Annotated in this window: 17 protein-coding genes; 9 read left to right on the top strand and 8 right to left on the bottom strand. The window is 72.9% G+C overall.

All coding sequences use genetic code 11. The annotated features are described in order from the left end of the window. Positions 1–36: 36 nt before the first annotated feature. Both ACFWI4_RS37190 and ACFWI4_RS37185 read right to left on the bottom strand, forming a co-directional pair. Positions 37–3,009 (bottom strand): helix-turn-helix transcriptional regulator, encoded by a 2,973-nt coding sequence (locus tag ACFWI4_RS37190; protein WP_387205595.1) that lies wholly within the window; start codon positions 3,007–3,009, stop codon positions 37–39. A gap of 296 nt (positions 3,010–3,305) precedes the next feature. Beyond that, positions 3,306–4,901: an MFS transporter gene (locus ACFWI4_RS37185; protein WP_387205593.1), complete on the bottom strand. Its 1,596-nt coding sequence runs from the start codon at positions 4,899–4,901 to the stop codon at positions 3,306–3,308. 109 nt (positions 4,902–5,010) lie between these two features. Between ACFWI4_RS37185 and ACFWI4_RS37180 the strand changes: the two genes are divergently transcribed. Next, complete coding sequence (locus ACFWI4_RS37180) at positions 5,011–5,586, top strand: TetR/AcrR family transcriptional regulator (protein WP_387205591.1); 576 nt, start codon at positions 5,011–5,013, stop codon at positions 5,584–5,586. Between the two features lie 43 nt (positions 5,587–5,629). Here the strand turns inward: ACFWI4_RS37180 and ACFWI4_RS37175 are convergent, their stop codons facing one another. Beyond that, complete coding sequence (locus ACFWI4_RS37175; RefSeq protein ID WP_387205597.1) at positions 5,630–6,718, bottom strand: MFS transporter; 1,089 nt, start codon at positions 6,716–6,718, stop codon at positions 5,630–5,632. Positions 6,719–6,975: 257 nt separating this feature from the next. Here ACFWI4_RS37175 and ACFWI4_RS37170 point away from each other — a divergent pair, with 257 nt between their 5' ends. Further along, entirely contained in the window at positions 6,976–8,388 is a 1,413-nt protein-coding gene (locus ACFWI4_RS37170) for a PLP-dependent aminotransferase family protein (RefSeq protein ID WP_387205589.1), read from the top strand. Between the two features lie 27 nt (positions 8,389–8,415). Here ACFWI4_RS37170 and ACFWI4_RS37165 read toward each other — a convergent pair whose 3' ends face one another. Beyond that, positions 8,416–9,711 (bottom strand): PucR family transcriptional regulator, encoded by a 1,296-nt coding sequence (locus ACFWI4_RS37165; RefSeq protein WP_387205587.1) that lies wholly within the window; start codon positions 9,709–9,711, stop codon positions 8,416–8,418. A gap of 164 nt (positions 9,712–9,875) precedes the next feature. Here ACFWI4_RS37165 and ACFWI4_RS37160 point away from each other — a divergent pair, with 164 nt between their 5' ends. Next, complete coding sequence (locus ACFWI4_RS37160) at positions 9,876–10,802, top strand: proline dehydrogenase family protein (RefSeq protein WP_339131774.1); 927 nt, start codon at positions 9,876–9,878, stop codon at positions 10,800–10,802. Positions 10,803–10,840: 38 nt separating this feature from the next. Next, the gene (gene pruA, locus ACFWI4_RS37155) at positions 10,841–12,472 is read left to right on the top strand and encodes an L-glutamate gamma-semialdehyde dehydrogenase (protein WP_385405688.1); all 1,632 of its coding nucleotides are present in this window, start codon (positions 10,841–10,843) and stop codon (positions 12,470–12,472) included. Positions 12,473–12,654: 182 nt separating this feature from the next. On the opposite strand, the gene ACFWI4_RS37150 is transcribed toward pruA, so the two are convergent. Next, a complete protein-coding gene (locus ACFWI4_RS37150; protein WP_387205584.1) occupies positions 12,655–12,861 on the bottom strand; it encodes a DUF5988 family protein in 207 nt (68 codons plus the stop codon). A gap of 196 nt (positions 12,862–13,057) precedes the next feature. Here ACFWI4_RS37150 and ACFWI4_RS37145 point away from each other — a divergent pair, with 196 nt between their 5' ends. After that, positions 13,058–13,600 carry a GNAT family N-acetyltransferase gene (locus tag ACFWI4_RS37145; RefSeq protein ID WP_387205582.1) on the top strand — a complete coding sequence of 181 codons (543 nt, stop codon included), beginning with the start codon at positions 13,058–13,060 and terminating at the stop codon, positions 13,598–13,600. 269 nt (positions 13,601–13,869) lie between these two features. Next, the gene (locus ACFWI4_RS37140) at positions 13,870–14,001 is read left to right on the top strand and encodes a hypothetical protein (RefSeq protein ID WP_103550476.1); all 132 of its coding nucleotides are present in this window, start codon (positions 13,870–13,872) and stop codon (positions 13,999–14,001) included. A 142-nt stretch (positions 14,002–14,143) separates the two neighbouring features. Here ACFWI4_RS37140 and ACFWI4_RS37135 read toward each other — a convergent pair whose 3' ends face one another. Beyond that, positions 14,144–15,745 carry a purple acid phosphatase family protein gene (locus ACFWI4_RS37135; protein WP_387205580.1) on the bottom strand — a complete coding sequence of 534 codons (1,602 nt, stop codon included), beginning with the start codon at positions 15,743–15,745 and terminating at the stop codon, positions 14,144–14,146. 142 nt (positions 15,746–15,887) lie between these two features. Here ACFWI4_RS37135 and ACFWI4_RS37130 point away from each other — a divergent pair, with 142 nt between their 5' ends. Both ACFWI4_RS37130 and ACFWI4_RS37125 read left to right on the top strand, forming a co-directional pair. Next, positions 15,888–16,931 carry a 3-isopropylmalate dehydrogenase gene (locus ACFWI4_RS37130; RefSeq protein WP_385405676.1) on the top strand — a complete coding sequence of 348 codons (1,044 nt, stop codon included), beginning with the start codon at positions 15,888–15,890 and terminating at the stop codon, positions 16,929–16,931. Positions 16,932–17,197: 266 nt separating this feature from the next. Continuing rightward, positions 17,198–18,286: a branched-chain amino acid aminotransferase gene (locus tag ACFWI4_RS37125; protein ID WP_385405673.1), complete on the top strand. Its 1,089-nt coding sequence runs from the start codon at positions 17,198–17,200 to the stop codon at positions 18,284–18,286. A 139-nt stretch (positions 18,287–18,425) separates the two neighbouring features. Here the strand turns inward: ACFWI4_RS37125 and ACFWI4_RS37120 are convergent, their stop codons facing one another. After that, on the bottom strand, positions 18,426–19,715 hold the full coding sequence (locus ACFWI4_RS37120) for an RNA-guided endonuclease InsQ/TnpB family protein (RefSeq protein WP_387205577.1): 1,290 nt from the start codon (positions 19,713–19,715) through the stop codon (positions 18,426–18,428). Between the two features lie 217 nt (positions 19,716–19,932). Between ACFWI4_RS37120 and ACFWI4_RS37115 the strand changes: the two genes are divergently transcribed. Beyond that, positions 19,933–20,115 (top strand): hypothetical protein, encoded by a 183-nt coding sequence (locus ACFWI4_RS37115; RefSeq protein WP_387205575.1) that lies wholly within the window; start codon positions 19,933–19,935, stop codon positions 20,113–20,115. Here the strand turns inward: ACFWI4_RS37115 and ACFWI4_RS37110 are convergent. After that, entirely contained in the window at positions 20,062–21,495 is a 1,434-nt protein-coding gene (locus ACFWI4_RS37110) for a cytosine permease (protein ID WP_387205573.1), read from the bottom strand. The two genes, ACFWI4_RS37115 and ACFWI4_RS37110, sit on opposite strands and share 54 nt — an antisense overlap. Between the last annotated feature and the right edge of the window lie 25 nt (positions 21,496–21,520).

Raw genomic sequence — 21,520 nt, 5'->3', positions numbered from 1 at the left:
CCCGCAGGTGTCCCGGCCCTCGGCCTTTTCCCGCCCTCACGCGGACGGTGTCGTCTCCGGTGCGATCAGCCCCTCGCGGTAGGCGATGGCCACCGCCTCGGTGCGGCTCGCGGCACCGAGCTTGGCGAGGATGTTGGAGACGTGCACGCTCGCCGTCTTGCCGCTGATGAACAGCTCCTCGCCGATCTGGCGGTTGGTGCGCCCCCGACCGAGCAGCCGCAGCACATCGCTCTCCCGGGCGGTCAGCGCGGCGACGCGCTCCGCGGCCGCCGGTGACCCGGCGAGGCGCCCGCGTCGCAGCAGCTCCTCCAGCTCCCCGCGCAGCGGCGCCGCGCCGAGCCGCACGGCGGTGTCGTGGGCGGCACGGGCCTGTTCGCCGGCCTCCTCGCGGCGGCCCGCCGCGAGCAGCGCCTCCGCGAACCGCCTTCTGCTCCTCGCCAGTTCGTACGGGTCGCCGTAGCCGAAGGCCGTGACGGCCCGCTCCCAGGCGGCGACGTCGGGACCCGTGCGGGCCCGCAGCCACTCGGCCTCGGCACGGGCGAGCCAGGCCACGCCCTCGGGCCCCTGCTCGCCGCCCTTCCCGCCGGTGGCCGCCGTGCTCCTGGCCAGCTCCACCAGCTCGGCGGCGGTCTGCGCCCAGCGGCCGGCGGCGGCCGTGTCACCGGAGCGGCGCGACTCCTCGGCCGCGTCCGCGACGGCGGACAGCGCGAGCGCGGCGAGCCGCACCACGACGGGGGGCGGGCCGGTGCCGGAGGCGTCCGTGAGGGACTCGGCCGCGGCGCGCAGCCGTCGTACGGCCTCCTCCGCGTCGCCGTCCCTGGCCGCCGCGTCGGTCAGCACGATGCTCGCGACGAGCGCCGACATCCAGTCGAAGGGCCCGTCGAGCAGGGCGCGCGCTCCGCCGACGGCGGCCTCGTGCTCGCCGCGGGCCAGGGCCACGTACAGGGCGGGGCCGGTCGCGAACCCGGCCGCCGCGGGCAGCACCTCGGCGTCGTCGGCGGCCGCGCGGGCGCACGCGTCCCAGCGGCCCAGCGTGTAGAGCACCAGCGACTGGAGGTAGCGCAGCTCCAGGGCGTACGGCGAGGAGAGCAGACCGGAGCGGCGGGCGCGGTCCACCCCGTCGCCGAGCCAGGTCAGGCACTCCTCCAGGTCACCGGACTCGTAGGACCCGATGGCCAGGCTGAACAGGGCCCGCATCTCGACGGGGAAGTTCCCGGCGCCGTGGGCCAGTTCACGGGCGTGGCGCAGACGTTCGCGGCCCTTGGGGGTGCGCCGGTCGTCCGCCTCCATGCCGACCAGGGAGATCGTCAGGTCGGCCTCGGCGTCGGCCAGCCGGAGCTGTTCGGCGGTGGCGAGCGCCTGCCGGGCGACCCGCTCCGCGTCCTCGGCCCGGCCCACGTGGCGGGCCGCCATGACATGCGTCGCGGCCGCCCACACCCAGGTGTACGAGGGCGGTTCGGCGGGGATCAGCGCGAGCGCCTCGCTGCTGTACGTGAACGCGTCCTTCAGGCTGTCGATCCGCATCAGGTTGCCCGCGAGGGTGTACCGGACCCGGGCGGCGAGCTCGGAGTCGGCGTCCGAGCCGACCCTGGCGAGGGCGTCCCGGGTGAGGTGGACCGCGCGATGCGTCTCACCGGCCCGGGCGGCCGCCGCGGAGGCGCGCAGGGTGAGGGCGACCGTGCCCCCGTCGGGGCGGGCGCCCGCGTCCACCGCGGGCCACAGTTCGAGCGCCGCCTCCAGATGGCGCAGCTCCTCGGCGGGCGCGCCGACGCGCTGGGCGTGGTCGGCCGCTTCGAGGGAGGCGGTGAGCGCGTCGGGCAGGTCGTGGCTCTCGCGGAAGTGGTGGGCGCGCTCCGCCGCGTTCTTCGCCGAGCGGGCCTGTCCCGCCAGCAGTCCGGCGAACCGGCGGTGCAGCCGCACCCGTTCACCGGGCAGCAGGTCCGCGTACACGGCCTCGCGGGTGAGCGCGTGGCGGAACGAGTACGTCGAGTCCGCGCCCGGCACCAGCAGTTGGCGGCCGACGGCCTCGCGCAGCGCCGACTCCAGCTCCTCCTCGGGGAGTTGTACGGCCTCCCGCAGGAGTTCGTGCTCGACGCGGCGCCCCGCGACGGCCGCCGTGCGCAGCACCTGCTGGGCGGTGTCGGAGAGTTGCTCGATGCGGATGAGCAGGACGTCGGCCAGCCCGCTGGGCATGACGGGGGAGGCGGGGTCGTCGTCGCCGGGGAGTGCGGCGAGCAGTTCCTCGGCGTAGAAGGCGTTGCCCTCGGCGCGTTCGACGATGCCGCGGACCGTGCTGTCGGAGACGGGGCCGGTGCGCAGCGCGCGGACGAGCCGGGCCACGTCCGCGTCGGCCATGGGCCGCAGCTCCAGCCGGTCGACGGCGGGCAGCCGGATCAGCTCGGCGAGCAGGGGGCGCAGCGGATGGCGGCGGTGCAGGTCGTCCGCGCGGTACGAGGCGAAGAACGCGAGCCGTCGGGCGGGGCCGCCGGCCGCGGGCCGCTGGAGGACACCCCGGCTGAGCAGGAAGCGGAGCAGGTCGCGGGAGGACTGGTCGGCCCAGTGGAGGTCTTCGATGATCAGCAGGAGCGGGGTGATGCCGGCCAGGTCGGCGAGGAGTCCCGCGACGGCCTCGAAGAGCGGGAGCCGGCCGCCGGGGTCGGGTGCGGTGTCGGTGCCGCGGCCCGCGCCGGTCAGCCGGTCCACCGCCGGGTGGGCCGCGAACGCCGGGGCGAGGCGGTCGTCGGCGGCCGCGGCGCCGAGGATCTCCGTGAACGGGAGGTAGGGCAGGCCCACGTCGCCGAGGTCCACGCAGTGCCCGGTCAGGACCGTCGTCCCGGCGGCGGCCGCGTGCGCCGCGGCCTCGGTCAGCGTGCGGGTCTTGCCGACCCCGGCGTCCCCGGCCACCAGGACCGCGCGCGGTTCGCCGTCACCGGCGCGCTCCAGCACGCCGGTGAGCCGGGAGAGTTCGTCCCCGCGGCCGATGAACGGCGTACCGAATGTCTGTGTCACACGCCCATCCTGGCACGCTCCGCCGACAACTCCCCGGCGCCGCCGCCCTGATCGACGACCGGCCCCGGGGTGCGGGGCGAGGGTCGCGGTTCGCGGGGGAGTCCCCGCCATCCGCGGGGATTTCGCCGGGCGCACCGAAGACGGGTGAGCCGACACCGGGTGAGCGGATGTCGGCGGGCCGACGCCGGGCAGGGCGATGCCGGGTGGGGCGGAGTGGTCCGGCCCACCCGGCGGGGTGCGGGTTGTTTTCCGCCCCGTGGGCGGGGGTGCGGGCCCCCGTCCGACGGTGGGGCCGGTCAGGCGGGGGTCAGGTCGTTCCCCTGTCCGGCCGCCTGGGCGGGGAGCCGGTCGCCGGTTCCGGGGTCGGCGGCGTCGCGCACCGTCACCCCGCGCAGGCTCGTGACGGCGAGGACGGCGGCGCCCAGCAGCAGGACCGCACCCGTGACGGCCGCCGCCCGCATGCCGTTCGTGAACGCCTCCCGGGCGGCGGCGGCCAGGGCCGTCCCGGCGTGGCCCGGCAGCCGTCCGGCCACGGCCAGGGCGCCGCCCAGCGTCTCGTGGGCCGCGGCCGGGACCCCGGCCGGGACGTCGTGGCGGTAGACCGCGGTGCCGATGGAGCCGAGGACCGCCATGCCGAGGGCGCCGCCGAACTCGGCGCCGGTCTCCAGCAGGGAGGCGGCGGCGCCCGTGTTGCCGAGGGGCACGGTGCCGAGGGCCAGGTCCATCATCTGCGACATCACGGTGACGATCCCGGAGGCGAGGACGCCCGCCCCGGCCAGCACGAGCCACAGGGAGTCGGTGCCGGCGAGGGCCAGCAGGGCGTAGCCGCAGGCGGCGACGGCGAAGCCGGCGGAGACGACGTGGGCGCGGTGGACGCCCTTCTGCACGAGCTGCGCGGCGACCGGCGCGGCCGCACCGACCAGGACGGTGGGAAGCAGGGACCACAGGGCGGCGGCCATGGAGCTCTTCCCGAGCACCGACTGGAGGTACTGCGTGGTGAAGAACGCCGAGCCCATCATGCCGAAGGACGAGATCAGGTTGAGGACGACCGCGGGGGCGAAGCCGCGGCCGCGGAACACGGCGGGGGAGATCAGCGGGGACCTCGCGGTGCGCTGGCGGTGGACGAACAGGGCGGCGAAGACCAGGCCGACGAGGACCGAGACGACGTACTCGGTCCTCCAGCCCTCGGACGGGATCTCCTTGACGCCGTAGATCACCGGCAGCACGGCGGCCATCGACAGCGGAACGCTGAGCAGGTCGAAGCGGCCCGGCTCGGGGTTCCGGGACTCGGGCAGCAGGAACGGGCCGAGGACCAGCAGCAGCGCCATGGCGGGCAGGTTGACCAGGAAGACCGAGCCCCACCAGAAGTACTGGACGAGGACACCGCTCATCACCGAACCGAGGGCGATGCCGCCGGTCATGACGCCGGACCACAGGCCGATCGCCTTCGCGCGCTGTCCGGGGTCGCTGAACATCGTCCGGATGATCGCCATCGTCGACGGCATCAGGGTCGCGCCGCCCACGCCGAGGACCGCGCGGGCCGCGATCAGCATCCCGGGACTGTCCGCGTAGGCGGCGAGCACCGAGGCGGCGCCGAACGCGACGGCGCCGGACAGGAGCAGCCTGCGGCGCCCGAAGCGGTCGCCGAGTGAGCCCATCGTCATCAGCAGGCCGGCGAGCACGAACGCGTAGATGTCGAAGATCCACAGCTGCTGGGTGCCGCTCGGCTCCAGGTCCGCGCTGATCGAGGGGATCGCGAAGTAGAGGACGGAGACGTCCATCGAGACCAGGAGCAGCGGGAGCATCAGGACGCCGAGGGCGGTCCATTCGCGGCGGCCGGCCCGGGCGCCGGTGGCGCCGGAGGCGGGAGTCGTGCTCGTCGGGTTCGTCATGACAGGGACTGTACGGACGTCTTAAACGCTTGTCTAGTACGAGCGTATAGGACGCCTGTGTGGGACGGCCGTATGGGACGGTTGTCTGAATCGGGGTACGCTGACCGGCATGGGACACCGTGAGGATCTGCTCGAAGGCGCCAAGCGCTGCCTGCTGGAGAAGGGCTTCGCGCGCACCACGGCGCGCGACCTCGTCAAGGAGTCGGGGACGAACCTGGCGTCCATCGGCTACCACTACGGCTCGAAGGACGCGCTCCTCGCGCAGGCCTACGTCGCACTCGTGGAGGAGATGCCCTTCGACGGCGACGGGGTGACCGGGATCAGCGGTGCGCCCGGCTCGCTGGAGCGGTTCCGCGAGGTGTGGTCCAACATCGTCGACACCATGCGCGAACCCGGCTCGCTCTGGCGGCTCAGCATGGAGGTCATGACCATCGAGCTGCCCGAGGTGCGCGACCATCTGGCCCGCGCCCAGCGGGAGGGCGGGCGGGGCCTGGTCGCGATCCTCATGGGCGTGCCCGAGGAGGAGGTGACCGACGCGTCCGCGGACACGCTGGGCCGCTTCTATCTGACCCTGATGACCGGCCTCATCGCCCAGTGGACCTTCGACCCGAAGACCGCCCCCGACGGGGACGCCCTGACCGAGGGGCTGCGCCAGGTGATCGAGGGAGTGCGCGGAGCGGAGTGAACGCGGCGGACCCGCGGGTCACGCTCCTCCCTCGTGGCAGACCTCATCCCTCGGCGGCGACCGGGGCGGGCCGGTCCCGGAGGGCGGGGATCAGCGCCAGCGGCATCAGCGCGCCCGTGACCGCGAACGCCGCCGCGTAGCCCATCGGAGCCGCCAGGGCGCCGAAGCCGAGCGCGCCCACGCCCATGCCGCCGTCGTAGGCGAGGTTCCACAGCGCGCTGACCGTGCCGTAGCCGGAGACGGGGACGCGGGCGTACATCAGGGTCAGGGTGGCGTTCTGGGCGATGCCGAAACCGGCCCCGAACACCGCCACCCCGGCCAGGACGGCGACCGCGCTCCCGGTGAACGCGGTGAGCAGCACACCGGCGGCGGACAGGAGCAGGCCCGGCACCACCAGGCCCGCGGGCCCGTGCCGGTCGCCGTGCCGGCCCGCCGCCCACCGGGCCGCGGTCGACGCGGCGGGCTGGACGAACAGGGCCGCCGCCACGACCCCGGCGGCGGTCGCGGGAACCGCAAGCGGCAGGAAGGTGACGATGATCCCGGTCGCCAGGGCCGTGGTCGCGAAGACGGCCGCGGGCCGGGCCAGGGCCCCGGTGCGCAGCGCCGCCACCATCCCGACCGGCTTCTCCGACGCCCGCTCCCGGCCGGGCAGCGCCGGCACCGAGGCGACGGCGGCGAGCGCGGCCACGCCCGCCGCGAGGGCGACCGGAGTGAAGCCCACCCGCCCCGCCAGCCAGACGCCCAGCGGCAGCGCGACCAGGGACGGCACGCCGGAGACCACGCCCACCAGCGCCAGCCCCTCGCCCCGCCGTCCGGCCGGGATCAGCGAGGCGGTCAGCGCGCCGCCGGCCACCAGCGTGAGGGCGAAGCCGAGGCCGCGGACCAGACAGACCGCCACGATCCACGCGAGGGAGTGCGAGAGGGTCAGGACGAGCGCGGGCCCTCCGAGCAGCGCGAGTCCGGCGGCCAGCACGAACCGGCAGCCGTACCGCCCGACCAGGCGGGGACCGGCCAGCTCACCGAGCACGGTGGACAGCATCAGGGCTCCCGTCGCCGGGCCCGCCCCCGACGCCGAGGCGTAGGCGGGGACGACCGACAGCAGCAGGAAGAAGCTGACCGAGGCGCCGATCATGCTCACGAAGCGGAGCATCAGGGGCCGGCTGAGCAGCGGCGGCCGCCCGGCCGGCTCGGCGTGCCCGTCGGGCGCGGGAGACGCCGGCGAGGCGGGGGCCGCCGGTTCCGGGGCCGGGGCGGCGGGCGCGCGCACCGCGTCCCGAGCCGGGGCCGGGTCCGGCGACGGGGGAGTCCTTCGGGAGGGCCGGGGTGTCGGGGAAGGCGTCATGGCTTCGACGCTAGGGGCCGGCCGGACCGCCGGTAAGCTCCAATTCCATGCCTCCGCAGTGGGCCGGTCTGTCACCCGAACTGCTGCTGTCCGTCGACCGGGACAGCGGCGAGCCGCTGCGCGCCCAGCTGGAGCGGCAGCTGCGCGACGCGATCCGCACGGGCCGGCTCGGCGCCGGAGAGCGGCTCCCCTCCTCCCGCGCGCTCGCCGGGGAACTCGGTCTCTCGCGTGGTCTCGTCCAGGACTGCTACGCCCAACTCCAGTCGGAGGGCTACCTGGTGACCCGCGTCGGCTCCGCCACCCGGGTCGCCGCGGGAGCGCACGTGCCGCCCGCGCCCGCCTCCCGGGACCGCGCCGCCCCGCGCCTGATCGCCGACTTCCGGCACGGCGTACCGGACTTGGGGAGCTTCCCGCTGGCCGACTGGCTCTGGGCGACCCGCGAGGCGGCCCGCGCGATGCCGACCGCGGATCTCGACTACGGCGACCCGCGCGGGAGTTCGGCGCTGCGCGAGGTGGTGGCCGGCTATCTGCGCCGGGTGCGGGCGGCCGCGGCCGACCCCGAGCGGACCGTCGTCTGCTCCGGCTACGCGCAGGGACTCGGACTGACCCTGCGCTGCCTGGCGCTCGCCGGGGTGCGGGTGGTGGCGTACGAGGATCCCGGCGGCCCCGCCACCGCGTCGGCCGCCGCCGCTGCCGCGGGCCTGAGGGCCGTGCCCGTACCGGTCGACGAGGACGGCGTCGACGTGGGCGCGCTCGACGCGACCGGGGCCCGCGCCGTCATCGTCACCCCGGCCCACCAGTGGCCCACCGGAGTCGTCCTCGCCCCCGGACGCAGGATCGCCCTGATCGAGTGGGCCATGCGCCGGGACGCGTACGTGATCGAGGACGACTACGACGCCGAGTTCCGCTACGACCGTGAGCCGGTCGGGGCCCTTCAGGGACTGGCCGCCGACCGGGTCGTCTCGATCGGCACCGTCAGCAAGTCGCTCGCCCCGGCACTGCGCATCGGCTGGCTGCTCTGCCCGCCCGCGCTCACCGCCCCGCTGACCGAGGCCAAGCGGCTGGCCGACCGCGGCTCCCCGGCCCTGGACCAGCTGGCCCTCGCGAAGCTGATCGAGTCCGGGCGGCACGACCGCCATCTGCGCAGGATGCGCACGCTCTACGCCGCCCGTCGCACCGCCCTGGTCGAAGCCCTGGCCGAGCACGCCCCCGAGGTCCGGCTCACCGGGCTGGCCGCCGGATTCCACGCGGTCCTGCATCTGCCGCCGGCCACGGACGAGCGGTCCCTCGTCCGCGCGGCCCGTGAGCGCGCCGTCGGCCTGTACGGCATGGGCCCGTGCCGCTCGGACGGGTCGACGACACCGCCCCGGCTGGTGCTCGGCTTCGGCGACGTGGGGGAGCGGGCGATCACCGAGGGCGTGACGGCCGTCGCCGACCTGCTGACCGGCGAGACCCCGTAGAGCCGACCCGCCGACCGGCAAGACCCTCTAGAGCCGGGCGCCCTTCAGCGCCATGTGCAGCAGCAGCCTGTCCTCGCCGTCGTCCAGGTCCAGGCCGGTGAGCTGTTCCACGCGCGACAGGCGGTAGTAGAGCGTCTGGCGGTGGATGCCCAACTCGGCCGCCGTGCGCCCGGCCTGGCCCGCGCGGTCGAGGAACACCTCTGCGGTGCGGGCCAGTTCGCGGTGGGTGGTGCCCAACAGGGCGTTCACGGCGGGGTCGTGGGCCGCCTCGGGCGGCAGGGCGGTCAGGAGCCGGTAGGGGCCGATCGCACCCCACTCGGCGACGGGACCGAGCCGGGGCTCGGCCAGTACGGCACGCGCGGCCGCGGCGGCCTCGCGCCAGGCGGCCCCCAGCTCCCCGAGCCCCTCCCGGGCCCCGGCCACCCCGGCCGCCGCCCCGCCGACGGAGGCCGCTCCCGTACCGCCGCCGGATCCGGCCCCCCGGCCACCGGACGGGCCGGCCCCCGGGCCGGCGGACGAACCCGATCCCCGGCCGCCGCCGCGGACGCCCGCGGCCTCCCGTACGAACCGGCCGGCCGCGGTGAGCGCGGGAGCCAGGGCGTCGGGCGAGCGCAGCCGGATCAGCAGGGCGAGGCTCTGGGCGGTGGTGCCCCACGGGATGGTGCACAGGGCGGTCGCCCCCGGGACCGTACGTGCGGAAGGGGCGTCGTCCGGGTCGGCCGAGGGCCAGGGCGCCACGCACACCACCGTGTGCAGTCCCTCGCCGCGCGGGCCGAGCGCCGTCCGCAGTTCGGCCACGGCCATGTCCAGCTGCCAGCCCCGCTCGGCGGTCAGCACGGCCCGCAGCTCCCGGGTGAGGTCCGCCCCGGCCTGCGCCTCGTCCGCGAGGAGGGCGCCGATCCGGGAGGCCACCTGCATGGCCCCGGCGAGCTGGGCGTCGGTGGGGCCCGGGTCGTCCTCCAGCAGCCAGACATAGCCGAGGACGACGCCCCGATGGCGCACCGGAAGGCAGATCCGTCCCCGGTAGACCCCGGCCTCGGGGGTCGGCGGGATACGGACCGGACCGGTCGCGCGGGTGATGCCGAAGCCCTCGAACCAGGTGCGGACCGCGGTGGTGGAGCGCCGGGTGAGGATCGAGCGGGTGCGCACGGGGTCCAGGGCGGACGGGTCGAGGTCGCCCTCGCTGTCGTACGCGCCGAACGCGATCAGCTCGAAATCGCGGTTCTCCAGCGTCGCCGGGACACCGAGGAGCGCCGAGATCTCGTCGACCAGCTCTTGGTAGTCGCCTCTGTGTTCACCGCTCACCCCGGCATTCTCGCGCATTTCCGGGAGGCCTTCATACATATGTCTGAGATCTGGGCCAGGGATGCGTGACAGCTGTCGATGGCCCAGGATCGGAGAGATCCCTAGGTTTCACGGTGGTTCTCCGTGCCGTACCCGAAACGTCGGGATTCGGCCTCCTGCTGACTTCGTTGTGGAGGTGCCCCGTGCTGGGTCCCGTGATTCTCGCCGCCTCGCGCAGCGACAAGATGCGCCGTCTGATCTCGGCCGCCCCGGTGACCAAGCCGGTCGTCGACCGCTTCATCCCCGGTGAGACCGTCGACCAGGTCGTCCCGATCATCAAGGACCTCACGGGCAAGGGCCTGGAAGTCACGATGGACGTCGTCGGCGAGGACATCACGACCCCCGAGCAGTCGTACGCCGCCCGTGACGCGTACCTGGAGCTGATCGGCCGCCTGGAGGAGCTGGGCCTCGGCACGAAGGCCGAGATGTCGGTCAAGCTGTCGATGTTCGGACAGGCCCTGGAGGGCGGCCACGAGCTGGCCCTGGCCAACGTCCGCCCGGTCGTCGAGGCCGCCGCCGCGATCGGCACCACCGTCACGCTGGACGCCGAGGACCACACCACCCTCGACTCGATGTTCGCGATCCACGAGGAGCTGCGGAAGGACTTCCCGCAGACCGGCTGTGTGATCCAGGCCTACCTCTTCCGCACCGAGGCCGACGCCCGCCGCCTCGCCGAGAGCGGCAGCCGCGTCCGTCTGGTGAAGGGCGCCTACAAGGAGCCCGCCGAGGTCGCGTACCAGCAGAAGGCGGAGACCGACAAGGCGTACGTCCGCATCCTGAAGATCCTGATGGAGGGCGAGGGCTACCCGATGATCGGGTCCCACGACCCGCGCCTCATCTCGATCGCGCAGGAGCTGGCGCGGACCGCCGGGCGCAAGCTGGACGAGTACGAGTTCCAGATGCTGTACGGCATCCGCAGCGACGAGCACGTGCGGCTCGCCGCCGAGGGCCACCGCATGCGCGTCTACACCGCGTACGGCACCGACTGGTACGGCTACTTCATGCGCCGCCTCGCGGAGAAGCCGGCCAACCTGCTCTTCTTCGCTCGTTCCATCCTGACCAAGGGCTGAGACCGAACACCCGCTCGACTCAAGGAGTTACGGAAAAAATGGACGCTGTGACCCAGGTCCCCACCCCCGTCAACGAGCCGGTGCACGGCTACGCGCCCGGCTCGCCCGAGCGTGCCCGCCTGGAGGCCAAGCTCAAGGAGCTGGCCGAGAACCCGATCGACCTGCCGATGACCATCGGCGGCGAGAAGCGGATGGGCGGCGGCGAGCGTTTCGACGTCGTGCAGCCGCACAACCACAAGGCGCGCATCGGCACCTACGCCAACGCCACGCAGCAGGACGCCCAGGACGCCGTGGACGCGGCCCTCGCCGCCGCCCCCGCCTGGCGCGCGATGTCCTTCGACGACCGCGCCGCGATCATCCTGCGTGCCGCCGAGCTGCTGGCCGGTCCCTGGCGCGAGACGCTGGCCGCCTCCACCATGCTCGGCCAGTCGAAGACCGCCCAGCAGGCCGAGATCGACACGCCCTGCGAGCTCGTCGACTTCTGGCGCTTCAACGTCCACTACGCCCGCCAGATCCTCGCCGAGCAGCCGCCGGCGAACTCCCCGGGCGTGTGGAACCGCATGGACCACCGCCCGCTCGAGGGCTTCGTCTACGCGATCACGCCCTTCAACTTCACGGCGATCGCCGGCAACCTGCCCACCGCCCCGGCGCTCATGGGCAACGTCGTCGTGTGGAAGCCGTCCCCGACGCAGACCCACGCCGCCGTGCTGCTGATGCAGCTCCTGGAGGAGGCGGGCCTGCCCAAGGGCGTCATCAACCTCGTCACCGGTGACGGCATCGAGGTCTCCAAGGTCGCCCTGGAGCACCGCGACCTCGCCGGCATCCACTTCACCGGCTCGACCAAGACCTTCCAGTACCTGTGGAAGACGGTCGGCAACAACATCGAGAAGTACCGCTCCTACCCGCGTCTGGTCGGCGAGACCGGCGGCAAGGACTTCGTGGTCGCCCACCCGTCGGCGGACCGCGCTGTCCTCAAGACCGCCCTGACCCGTGGTTCCTTCGAGTACCAGGGCCAGAAGTGCTCGGCGAGCTCCCGCGCCTACGTCCCGGCCTCCATCTGGAACTCCGGTTTCAAGGAGGAGTTCGCGGCCGAGGTCGACTACCTGACCATGGGTGACGTCACCGACCTGTCGAACTTCATCGGCGCGGTCATCGACGAGCGGTCCTTCGCCAAGAACAAGGCGGCCATCGACCGCGCGAAGGCCGACCCGACCTGCACGATCGTCGCGGGCGGCACGTACGACGACTCCGTCGGCTACTTCGTGCGCCCGACCGTCGTCGAGTGCACGGACCCGGAGAACGAGGTCTTCACGACCGAGTACTTCGGCCCCTTCCTCGCCGTGCATGTCTACGAGGACGACAAGTACGACGAGATGCTGACCCAGATGGAGTCGGCGTCCGACTACGCGCTCACCGGCGCGGTCATCTCCGGCGACCGCGCGGCCGCCGCGTACACGATGGAGAAGCTCCGCTACGCGGCGGGCAACTTCTACATCAACGACAAGTCGACCGGCGCCGTCGTCGGCCAGCAGCCCTTCGGCGGCGGCCGTGCCTCCGGCACCAACGACAAGGCCGGCGCCCCGCAGAACCTGATGCGCTGGACGCTGACCCGCGCCATCAAGGAGACGCTGGTCCCGCCGACCGACTACGGCTACCCGCACATGGGCTGACAGCCGAACGCGGCGGCCGCCCCCCCCGGGCCGGCCGCCCGTCACCCACTCCGCCCCCGCCTCACGGTCTCCCCCGTCCGTGGAGCGGGGGCGGTTCCAATTCCGGGCGCGCACGCCCGTGCCGGGCGCGCCCGCGTTCCGTCTGCCCGTGCCGTGCGCTCCGCGCTCCGGCGTGCGCGGCGCTATCCGGGCAGTTCCGTCCGCTCCCACCACTCGTACACGGGCAGCCTGCCCTCCGGCGAGTCCGCGTGCCGCGGGGTCGCCCTGAAGTGTTCGTAGCCGCCGCGCAGCTCGATCTTCACGTCCGATCCGGGGTCCGGGGCCGGGACGATCCGTTCGGGCAGGTCGTCAGGGCCGCCCTCAAGCAGTGCTCTGGTCGTGTCGCTCATGCCGTGACGGTTCCCTCCGGCGGACCCCGATGCGGCGTGCCCGGCCGAGGATCAGTCGTGCGGGTGACGTTCCCGGGCCGTCGGGCGGGTGAACCCCCTCGGGCCGGCACCGCCGCCCCCGGCCGCGAGGAGCGGACCCGGCCGCTGCGGACGTACTCCCGACGGGATTCCCGGTCCGTGCGTGAATACTGGCCGCATGGCCACCCGACTGCGGATCGCCCATACGGCGGATCTCGAAGCCGCCGAACTCCGCGCAGCCCGCACCCTGTTGGAGGACGCCTTCGACGGGGACCTCAGGGACGAGGACTGGGACCACGCCCTCGGCGGACTGCACGTCCTGGTCCACGACGGCCGGGGCATCGCGGCGCACGGCTCCGTCGTCCAGCGGCGCGTCCTGCACCGCGGCCGCTCGCTGCGGACCGGCTACGTGGAAGCGGTCGCCGTGCGCGCCGACGTGCGCCGCACGGGGCTCGGCGGACGGGTGATGGCCGAGCTGGAGCGGATCATCGAGCACGCGTACGGGCTCGGCGCGCTCTCGGCCAGCGAGGACGGCGCCGCCCTCTACGCGGCGCGGGGCTGGCGGCTCTGGCCGGGCCGGGTCTGTGTGCTCGGGCCGGAGGGAACCGTCCGTCTGCCCGACGAGGAGGGCACCACCTTCATCGGTCCCGGCACCGCACCGGACTCCCTCGACCCGGCGTGTGCGCTGGTCTTCGACTGGCGCGAGGGCGACGTGCTCTGAGCGAAGCCGCAGGTCGCGGCCGTGTGACGTAATCCCCCGTCTCAGATAGTAGGAAGTCCGAGTAATTATGGAGACAGATGCGCGGTCCTCGCCTAGCTTGGTAGGAGCCGAACGTCTCGCTCGACCAAGCGAATGGCGGTCGTGAGCCGGAGCCCTTGGCAGGCAACCCCTGCGGCACCGCTCCCCGCCCCTTCCGGCGTCTCGTAAATCCCTCATCGCACTTCCGGCCGCCCGTTCGGGCGCCTCCGGAGGCAAGGAGTCGATTCATCATGGCCGAGACGACCGTCCGCCGAGTCCGTCACCTCTCCCGTACGAGCAGCGAGTCCGACCGCAAGAACGCCGCCGCCGCGCTCCAGCGCGCCCTCGACCGCAGGGACAACGGCGGAGCGACGGGCCACTGAGGCCCGCCGCCCTCCGGACCGGGAGCCGCGCCCGCGGGGTCGCGGCGCGGGGCACCGCCCCGCGCCGCACCTCGGCACGCAGGCCCCCGCGACCGCGCCCGGCCGTGCTGCTCAAGCCCACGCCGCCGCGCCGTACCGCTGCTCAGGCCCCGCGCCGTACCTCGAAGTGGTCGATGCGCTCGCCGCTCTGGGCCAGCGCCGACACCTTCAGCACGGGGGAGGGGCCTGCCTGCGCCTCCACCGACAGGAAGGAGAAGCCGGTGTACCGCACCCTGGACCACTCCACGGTGTCCGGCTTCCGCTGCTTCGACTTCGTCCAGTGGAACGTCCTGACGGCCTCGGGGCGCGTGACCTTCCCTTCGTAGCTGTCCCTGACCCCGGTGGGGAAGCTGTAGAGGCTCTTGCCCGCGCCGCCCGCCGTGACGTAGACGATCCCGTCCCGCGTCGGATCCGTCGAGGCGCCCACGGGAACCTGCCGGCCCACCGTGCCGCCCTTGATGGCGTCGGTGCGCTCGTACACGTGGTTGTGCCCGTTGATCACCAGGTCCACCTGGTGCCTGGCGAACAGCGGCACCCAGGCGTCGCGGACCCCTCCGTCGGAGGCGTGCGTCGAGGTCGAGTAGGCGCAGTGGTGGAAGAAGACGACCACGAAGTCCACCTGGCGGCGCAGTTCCCCGAGCCGCTTGTCGAGCCAGGCCGTCTGCCTGCCCTGCGAGTAGCCCTTGTTGGCGGGGATCTCGTACGAGACGTCGTTGGCGTCCAGCGCGACGACCCCGACGTTGCCGTACACGAACGAGTAGGCGCCCGGCGCGTCGTGGGGGTCGAAGCCGTTGCCGGGGAGCGTCCAGCGCGCCGACTGGCCGCCGTAGCCGTTCGGCGAGTACCAGGCCTCCATGTCGTGGTTGCCGGTCGTCACCATCCACGGCACCGTCCGCGCGACCGTCTCGGTCTGCTTCAGGAACAGGTCCCAGGCGGCCGGGTCGTAGACGTCCGACTTCTGGCCGAGCCCGACCCCGTCCGCGTAGCAGATGTCGCCCGCGTGCAGATGGAAGGCGGGCCCGCGGCCGAGGAGCACCTTGTCGTTGGCGAGCGCGTCGGGGGTGACGCCCTGGTCGCCGAAGGCGGTGAACACGAACGTCCCGGGGTGCGCGGGCGCGGTGCGGAAGTGGCCGACCGTGGAGTGCCGCGCCTTGCTCGCGGGGTCGAAGCCGTCGTGGCCGACGCCGTAGTAGTACGTCGTCCCGGGGCGCAGCCTGTCCAGTGCCGCGTGCAGGTAGTACTGGTCGAGGGCCGCCCGCTGCCCGGCGAGGCCCGGGGTGTGCAGAGGGCGGACCTCCGCCTCGATCCGCCGGCTCAGGGCCCACGGGGTGAGGCCCACCCGGATGTAGGGGCGCCTGACCGCGAACGGCACCTGCCAGGAGATCCGCATCTGGGTCTTCGGGTCGGCGCCGAAGGCGAGATGGCGGCCGAACGGGACGACGGCGGAGCCGGGCACCCGGCCGGTCGCCGGATTCGGCGAGGACCCGGACGCCGTCCGGGCCGGGGCCCCCGTCCCCCGTGCGCAGCCGGCCAGCAGCCCGCCGCCCGCGAAGGCGCTCGCCGCGACGAGCGCCCGCCGCCGGGTGAGCCTCGTCCTCAGGTACTCGTACTGCTCGGCCATGCTCATGTCGCGCGCGTGCTCGTACGGGATGCCGACATCGGGGACGGGAGGCTCGGGGGAGGTCCCCGTGGAGGGAGCGGTCATGTCTGGAAAGTTCCCACCTCGCGCCAACGGCGTTCGTACGTACGGGTGAACGTGTGTCGAAGCGTGGGCGTTCCGCGACACCATGCTGTCCGCATGGCGGACGTCGCGTGTCATTCCATGGGACAGGGAGTACGGTGCCGTCATGTCTCGCAGCATCGATCTCGCAGTGATCCCCGGTGACGGCATCGGCCAGGAAGTCGTGGCCCAGGGGCTCAAAGTCCTCTCCGCCGTCCTCCCGCAGGACGTGAAGCTGGAGACCAAGGAGTTCGACTTCGGCGCCCGGCGCTACCACGCCACCGGTGAGACCCTCACCGACGCCGACCTCGACGCCCTGAAGGGGCACGACGCCATCCTGCTCGGCGCCATCGGCGACCCCTCGGTCCCGTCCGGTGTCCTGGAGCGCGGCTTCCTGCTCAAGCTCCGCTTCGCGTTCGACCACCACGTCAACCTGCGTCCCTCGAAGCTCCTGCCCGGCGTCGCGACCCCGCTCGCCGGCCAGCCCGAGATCGACTTCGTCGTGGTCCGCGAGGGCACCGAGGGCCCGTACACCGGCAACGGCGGTGTCATCCGCAAGGGCACGCCGCACGAGGTCGCCACCGAGGTCTCCGTCAACACGGCCTTCGGTGTCGAGCGGGTCGTCCGTGACGCCTTCGCCCGCGCGCAGGCCCGTCCGCGCAAGAAGCTGACGCTGGTCCACAAGAACAACGTGCTGACCTTCGCGGGTCACCTGTGGACGAACATCTTCAACAAGGTGGCCGAGGAGTTCCCCGAGGTCACCACCGACTACATCCACGTGGACGCGGCGACGATCTTCCTCGTCACGCAGCCCGAACGCTTCGACGTGATCGTCACCGACAACCTCTTCGGCGACATCATCACCGACCTCGCCGCCGCCGTCTCCGGCGGAATCGGCGTCGCCGCCTCCGGCAACATCAACCCGAGCGGCGAGTTCCCCTCGATGTTCGAGCCCGTGCACGGCTCGGCACCCGACATCGCGGGCCAGGGCAAGGCCGACCCCAGCGCCACCGTGCTGTCCGTCGCCCTGCTGCTGCGCCACCTGGGCTACGAGGCCGAGGCCGCCCGGATCGAGGAGGCCGTCGCCGCCGACCTCGCCGAGCGCGTCGGCAAGCCCGCCCGCAGCACCGAGGAGATCGGCGACGCGCTCGCCCTGCGCGTAGCCGGCTGACCCGGCGCACCACCTACGTTCCGTAGCAGCCGCCGGGTCGCATCAGCGCCCGGCGGCTTTCGCCGTTCCGCCGCCGGGTGCCACCATCAGTCCCCTGGGCCACCCCCGGGCCGTATTCACGCCGTTTCGTCCACGGCCCTCCGCGCGCGATAATCGAGGGCGGAGCCGCGGAACGAGGGAATGCTCGGACGTCCTAGCACTGGCCACGGACGGTCCGGGTGTGAGCGCGGCCCGTCACATACAACCGGTGAAGGACAAAACCACTCATGACGCAGCCCACGATCGAGCTCAAGCCCTCCGCCAGTCCGCTCGCCGCCGCCGAGCGCGAGGCGATCCTGGCCAACCCGGGGTTCGGCCGCCACTTCACCGACCACATGGTGACCGTCAAGTGGACCGAGGGCCGTGGCTGGCACGACGGCCAGCTCGTTCCGTACGGACCGCTGTCCCTCGACCCGGCGAACATGACCCTGCACTACGCGCAGGAGATCTTCGAGGGTCTCAAGGCCTACCGCGGTCCCGACGGCTCCGTCGCGACCTTCCGTCCCGACAAGAACGCCAAGCGCTTCCAGGCCTCCGCCCGCCGGCTCGGCATGCCCGAGCTGCCCGTGGAGACCTTCATCGAGGCCTGTGACGCGCTCGTGCGCCAGGACCGCGACTGGGTGCCCGCCCACGGCGGCGAGGAGTCCCTCTACCTGCGCCCCTTCATGATCGCGACCGAGGTCGGTCTCGGTGTGAAGCCCGCCAACGAGTACCTCTTCCTCGTCATCGCCTCGCCCGCCGGCGCCTACTTCGCGGGCGGTGTGAAGCCGGTGTCGATCTGGCTCTCCGAGGACCGCGTCCGCGCCGTCCCCGGCGGCATGGGCGACGCGAAGACGGGCGGCAACTACGCGGCCTCCCTCCTCGCGCAGAAGGAGGCCGCGGCCAAGGGCTGCGACCAGGTCTGCTACCTCGACGCGGTCGAGCACAAGTGGATCGAGGAACTCGGCGGCATGAACCTGTACTTCGTGTACGGCGACCGGATCGTCACCCCGTCCCTCACCGGCTCCATCCTGGAGGGCGTCACCCGTGACTCCCTGCTGACCGTTGCCCGCGACCTCGGCTACACCGCCGAGGAGGGCCGCGTCTCCATCGACCAGTGGCAGACCGACGCCGAGAACGGCACCCTCACCGAGGTGTTCGCCTGCGGCACCGCCGCCGTCATCACCCCCGTCGGCACGGTCAAGCGCGACGGCACCGAGTGGCTCCAGTCCGGCGGCGAGCCCGGCAAGGTCACCCTCCGCCTCCGCGAGGCCCTGCTCGACATCCAGCGCGGCATCACCGAGGACACCCACAACTGGATGCACCCGCTGGGCTAGCCCCTCCCGCACCCCCGGCCGGTCCCCGCATCCCCAACCGGGGTGCGGGGAAATGCTGTTGGTCCGACGAGTAAGGCTGGCGGTGGGCGGTGCCCTGCTAGGCGGTGCCCTACTACCAGTTCTTGACATCCTCCTCCTCTTACAAGAGGGGGATTCCAACCCGGCTGGGTTGAGGTTCACGGACGCTCGGCCGCTGATTGGGCGGTGTCATCCCTCCGGCACCGGCTGTTCGCCGGGGGCGGGGGATCCCGCCCTGTCCTGCCGCGACGTTGACTGCTGCGTTCTCATCGGCGTTGCAGGTGAAGCCGCAGGCGGAACAGACGAACTCGGCTTGGCTCTTGCGCGAGTTCTTGTCGATCCAGCCGCAGGCGCTGCACCGCAGGGAGGTGTAAGGGGCGGGGACGTCCTCGACACGGCCGGGTGCCTTGTGTTCGGTGCGCTGCCGGAGCAGGCCCCAGCCCTGGGCGAGGACCGCCCGGTTGAGTCCGGCCTTGGCCCGGATGTTCTTGCCGGGCTGTTCGGCCGTTCCCCTCGCGGAGGCGGTCATGTTCTTGATGTTCAGTTTCTCGAACCGCACCAGGTCGTAGGTGCGGGCGAGCATGGTGCTGGTCTTCTCGCACCAGTCCTTGCGCCGGTCCGCCTCGCGCGCCCTGAGCCTGGCGACCGTGGCATGGGCGGCGGTCTTGGCCTCGCTGCCCTTGGCGGCACGTGCGGCGCGCCGTTGGTGTTTGCGGATCTGGGCACGTTCTTTGACGTTGAGCTGGGGGCAGTTCAGCTTCCGGCCGTCTGAGAGGGCAGCGGTGATCTTCACACCCCGGTCGATGCCGATGACCTTGCCGGTGCCGGGCGTGTCGAGCGGTTCGGGGACGACGGCGAACGCGATGTGCCACCGGCCGCTGTGGAAGGTGATGCGGAACGTCTTCGCGGCGGGCAGTTCGGGCCGGGTGAGGCGGAAGCGGACCCAGCCGCAGCCGGGCACCTTCACCCGCGCCCAGTGCCGGTTCAGTTTCTGCACCACCACCGAGCGGCCCATGACCTGCCTGCCGGTCTCCGTGTTCAGTTTTGGTGAGCCGTCCGGCCCGAATTCCGGGACCCGGTCGGTGCCGATGACGCGGAAGCCCTCGTGCGTGTGTTTCCTGCGCCAGGTCGGCTCACCGAACCCGGAGGTGAAGCGGGCGTTTTTGGCTTTGGCGAAATCCTTCAGGGCCTGCTGCTGCACATCCGCGTTCCCGGCCGCCAGCCACGGGTTGTCGCGCCGGGCCTCGGTCAGCTGACGGCACTGCTCCGCAAAGCCGGGCGCGGAGCTGCGGCCGGGCCGCCAGTGCGCGTGCTGCTCCACCGCCAGGTTCCATACGTACCGGGCGTGCGCACAGTGGCCGAGCATGATGCCCGCCTGCGCGTTCGTCGGGTACAGCCGGAAACGTGACATGCCGCGAACCTAGCCACCCCGTTCCCTTCCAGTACGCGTCTTCGGCCGGTCTCACCCGTGAGAGTGACCGGCACATCCCCTCTTCCAGGGCGGGCTTCGGCCGCAGAGCCCCAGGCATGCCGCCACCACCAACTCCTGGAGGCCGGCCCCGGCACCACGCCTTACGCAACGCCGGATCGCCCTGACGGCAATCCTGCTCTCCCTGCCGGAAAGCAAGGTGGACGGGATCGCGGAGGTGGCCGGCGAGGAGGTGTTCGTGCTCCATCTCATCCAGGCCCGCGATCCGGACCTGGTGGGGCGCCCGTTCTTCGCAGCCTACGACGAGCGCGCCACCTGGTTCAGCGACCTAAAGCCGGCTTTCGGCGCGAGCCGGTTCCTGGTGGGGCTCGATCACGGGTGACGGCTCGTTCGCCGTCAGCGCCAGGTAGACGAGGCCGCCGACCAGGCCGGAGAAGATGAAGCTGCAGTCGACGCCGCCGGTCAGGGTCAGCAGCGGGCCCTGGTACGACGGGAGGGAGACGGCCAGCAGGCCGACGAAGGCGCCCAGTGCCCAGGCGGCCGTGGCCCGGACGTTCCAGCCGGCCCGGTACCAGTAGACGCCGCCGCGGGAGCGGCGGTTGAAGACCTGGAGGGCGTCGGCGTCGTAGATCCCGCGGCAGCGGACGAAGCCGATCAGGGTGATGACCGCCCACGGGGTGCCGATCGCGGTCAGCAGCAGGACGAAGGACGTCATCGCCGACTGGGCGTTCCAGGCGTAGTGGCCGACGAACACGCAGAGCATGGCGACGACGGCGACCGCGCAGGTGGCGCGGGCGCGCGAGGCGCGGGGCAGGATCGCGTCGAGGTCGAGGCCCATCGAGTAGAGCATCAGACCGGCGTTGCCCACCGAGCCGGCGGAGGCCGCCAGCAGCAGCGGGACCAGGTACCAGCCGGGGGAGGCGGACACCAGCGGTCCCGCGTAGTCGAGGGCCGCGCGGGCCCCGTACGCGGTGAAGGTGCCGAAGAGCTGGGGGACCAGCAGACCGGCGATCAGACCGAGCCAGGTGCCGTGCAGGACCGTGCGGGAGGAGTGGCGCTCGGGCGAGATGTAGCGGGTGTAGTCGCCGAGCAGGGTGATGAACGCGATCGGGCCCGACAGACCGGCCGCGACCGCCGCGAGCAGCCAGGTGGGCCAGTACGAGCCGAGCAGATAGCCGCCCGCCTCGGGGAGCGCCGCGGTGGTGAAGTGCGGGGCGTAGGCGATCACACCGACCACCAGCAGCGCCGACATGCCGAACGTGAGGACGCGGGACATGGCGAGCAGCACCTTGTAGCCGTACACGGCGCCCGCGACGGTGGCGGCGGCCAGCACCGTGTACACGACGGCGTACGAGACCCCGTTCGCCGGCAGACCGAAGAGGCGGCCGAGGACGCCGATCATCACGTCGCCGCCGATCCACACGGTCAGCGCGGTGTAGCCGAGCGCCAGCAGCAGGCCGACGATCGAGCCGACCAGCCGTCCGCGCACCCCGAACTGCGCGCCCGAGGAGGTGGAGAGGTTGGTGCCGGTGCGCAGCGAGACCAGCGCCAGCGGCGCGGTGAGCGCCGTTCCGACCACCGTGCCTGCCACGATCGAGCTGACCGAGGACCACCAGTCGAGCCCGAACGAGGGCGGCAGCCAGCCGAAGATGATCACCCCGAGACACAGGTTGGAACCGAGCAGGATCGACACGAGGTCCCGGGGCCCGCTGGTGCGTTCCTCGTCGGGGATCGTGTCGACTCCGCGCTGTTCGATCGGCATGGCTGGTCTCCTTTGGCGGCCGCCT

The sequence above is a fragment of the Streptomyces sp. NPDC127038 genome (assembly GCF_042725875.1).
Classification (GTDB): domain Bacteria; phylum Actinomycetota; class Actinomycetes; order Streptomycetales; family Streptomycetaceae; genus Streptomyces.
Note: the sequence above shows the minus strand (reverse complement) of the source record. Positions and strands in the feature narration are given on the sequence as shown.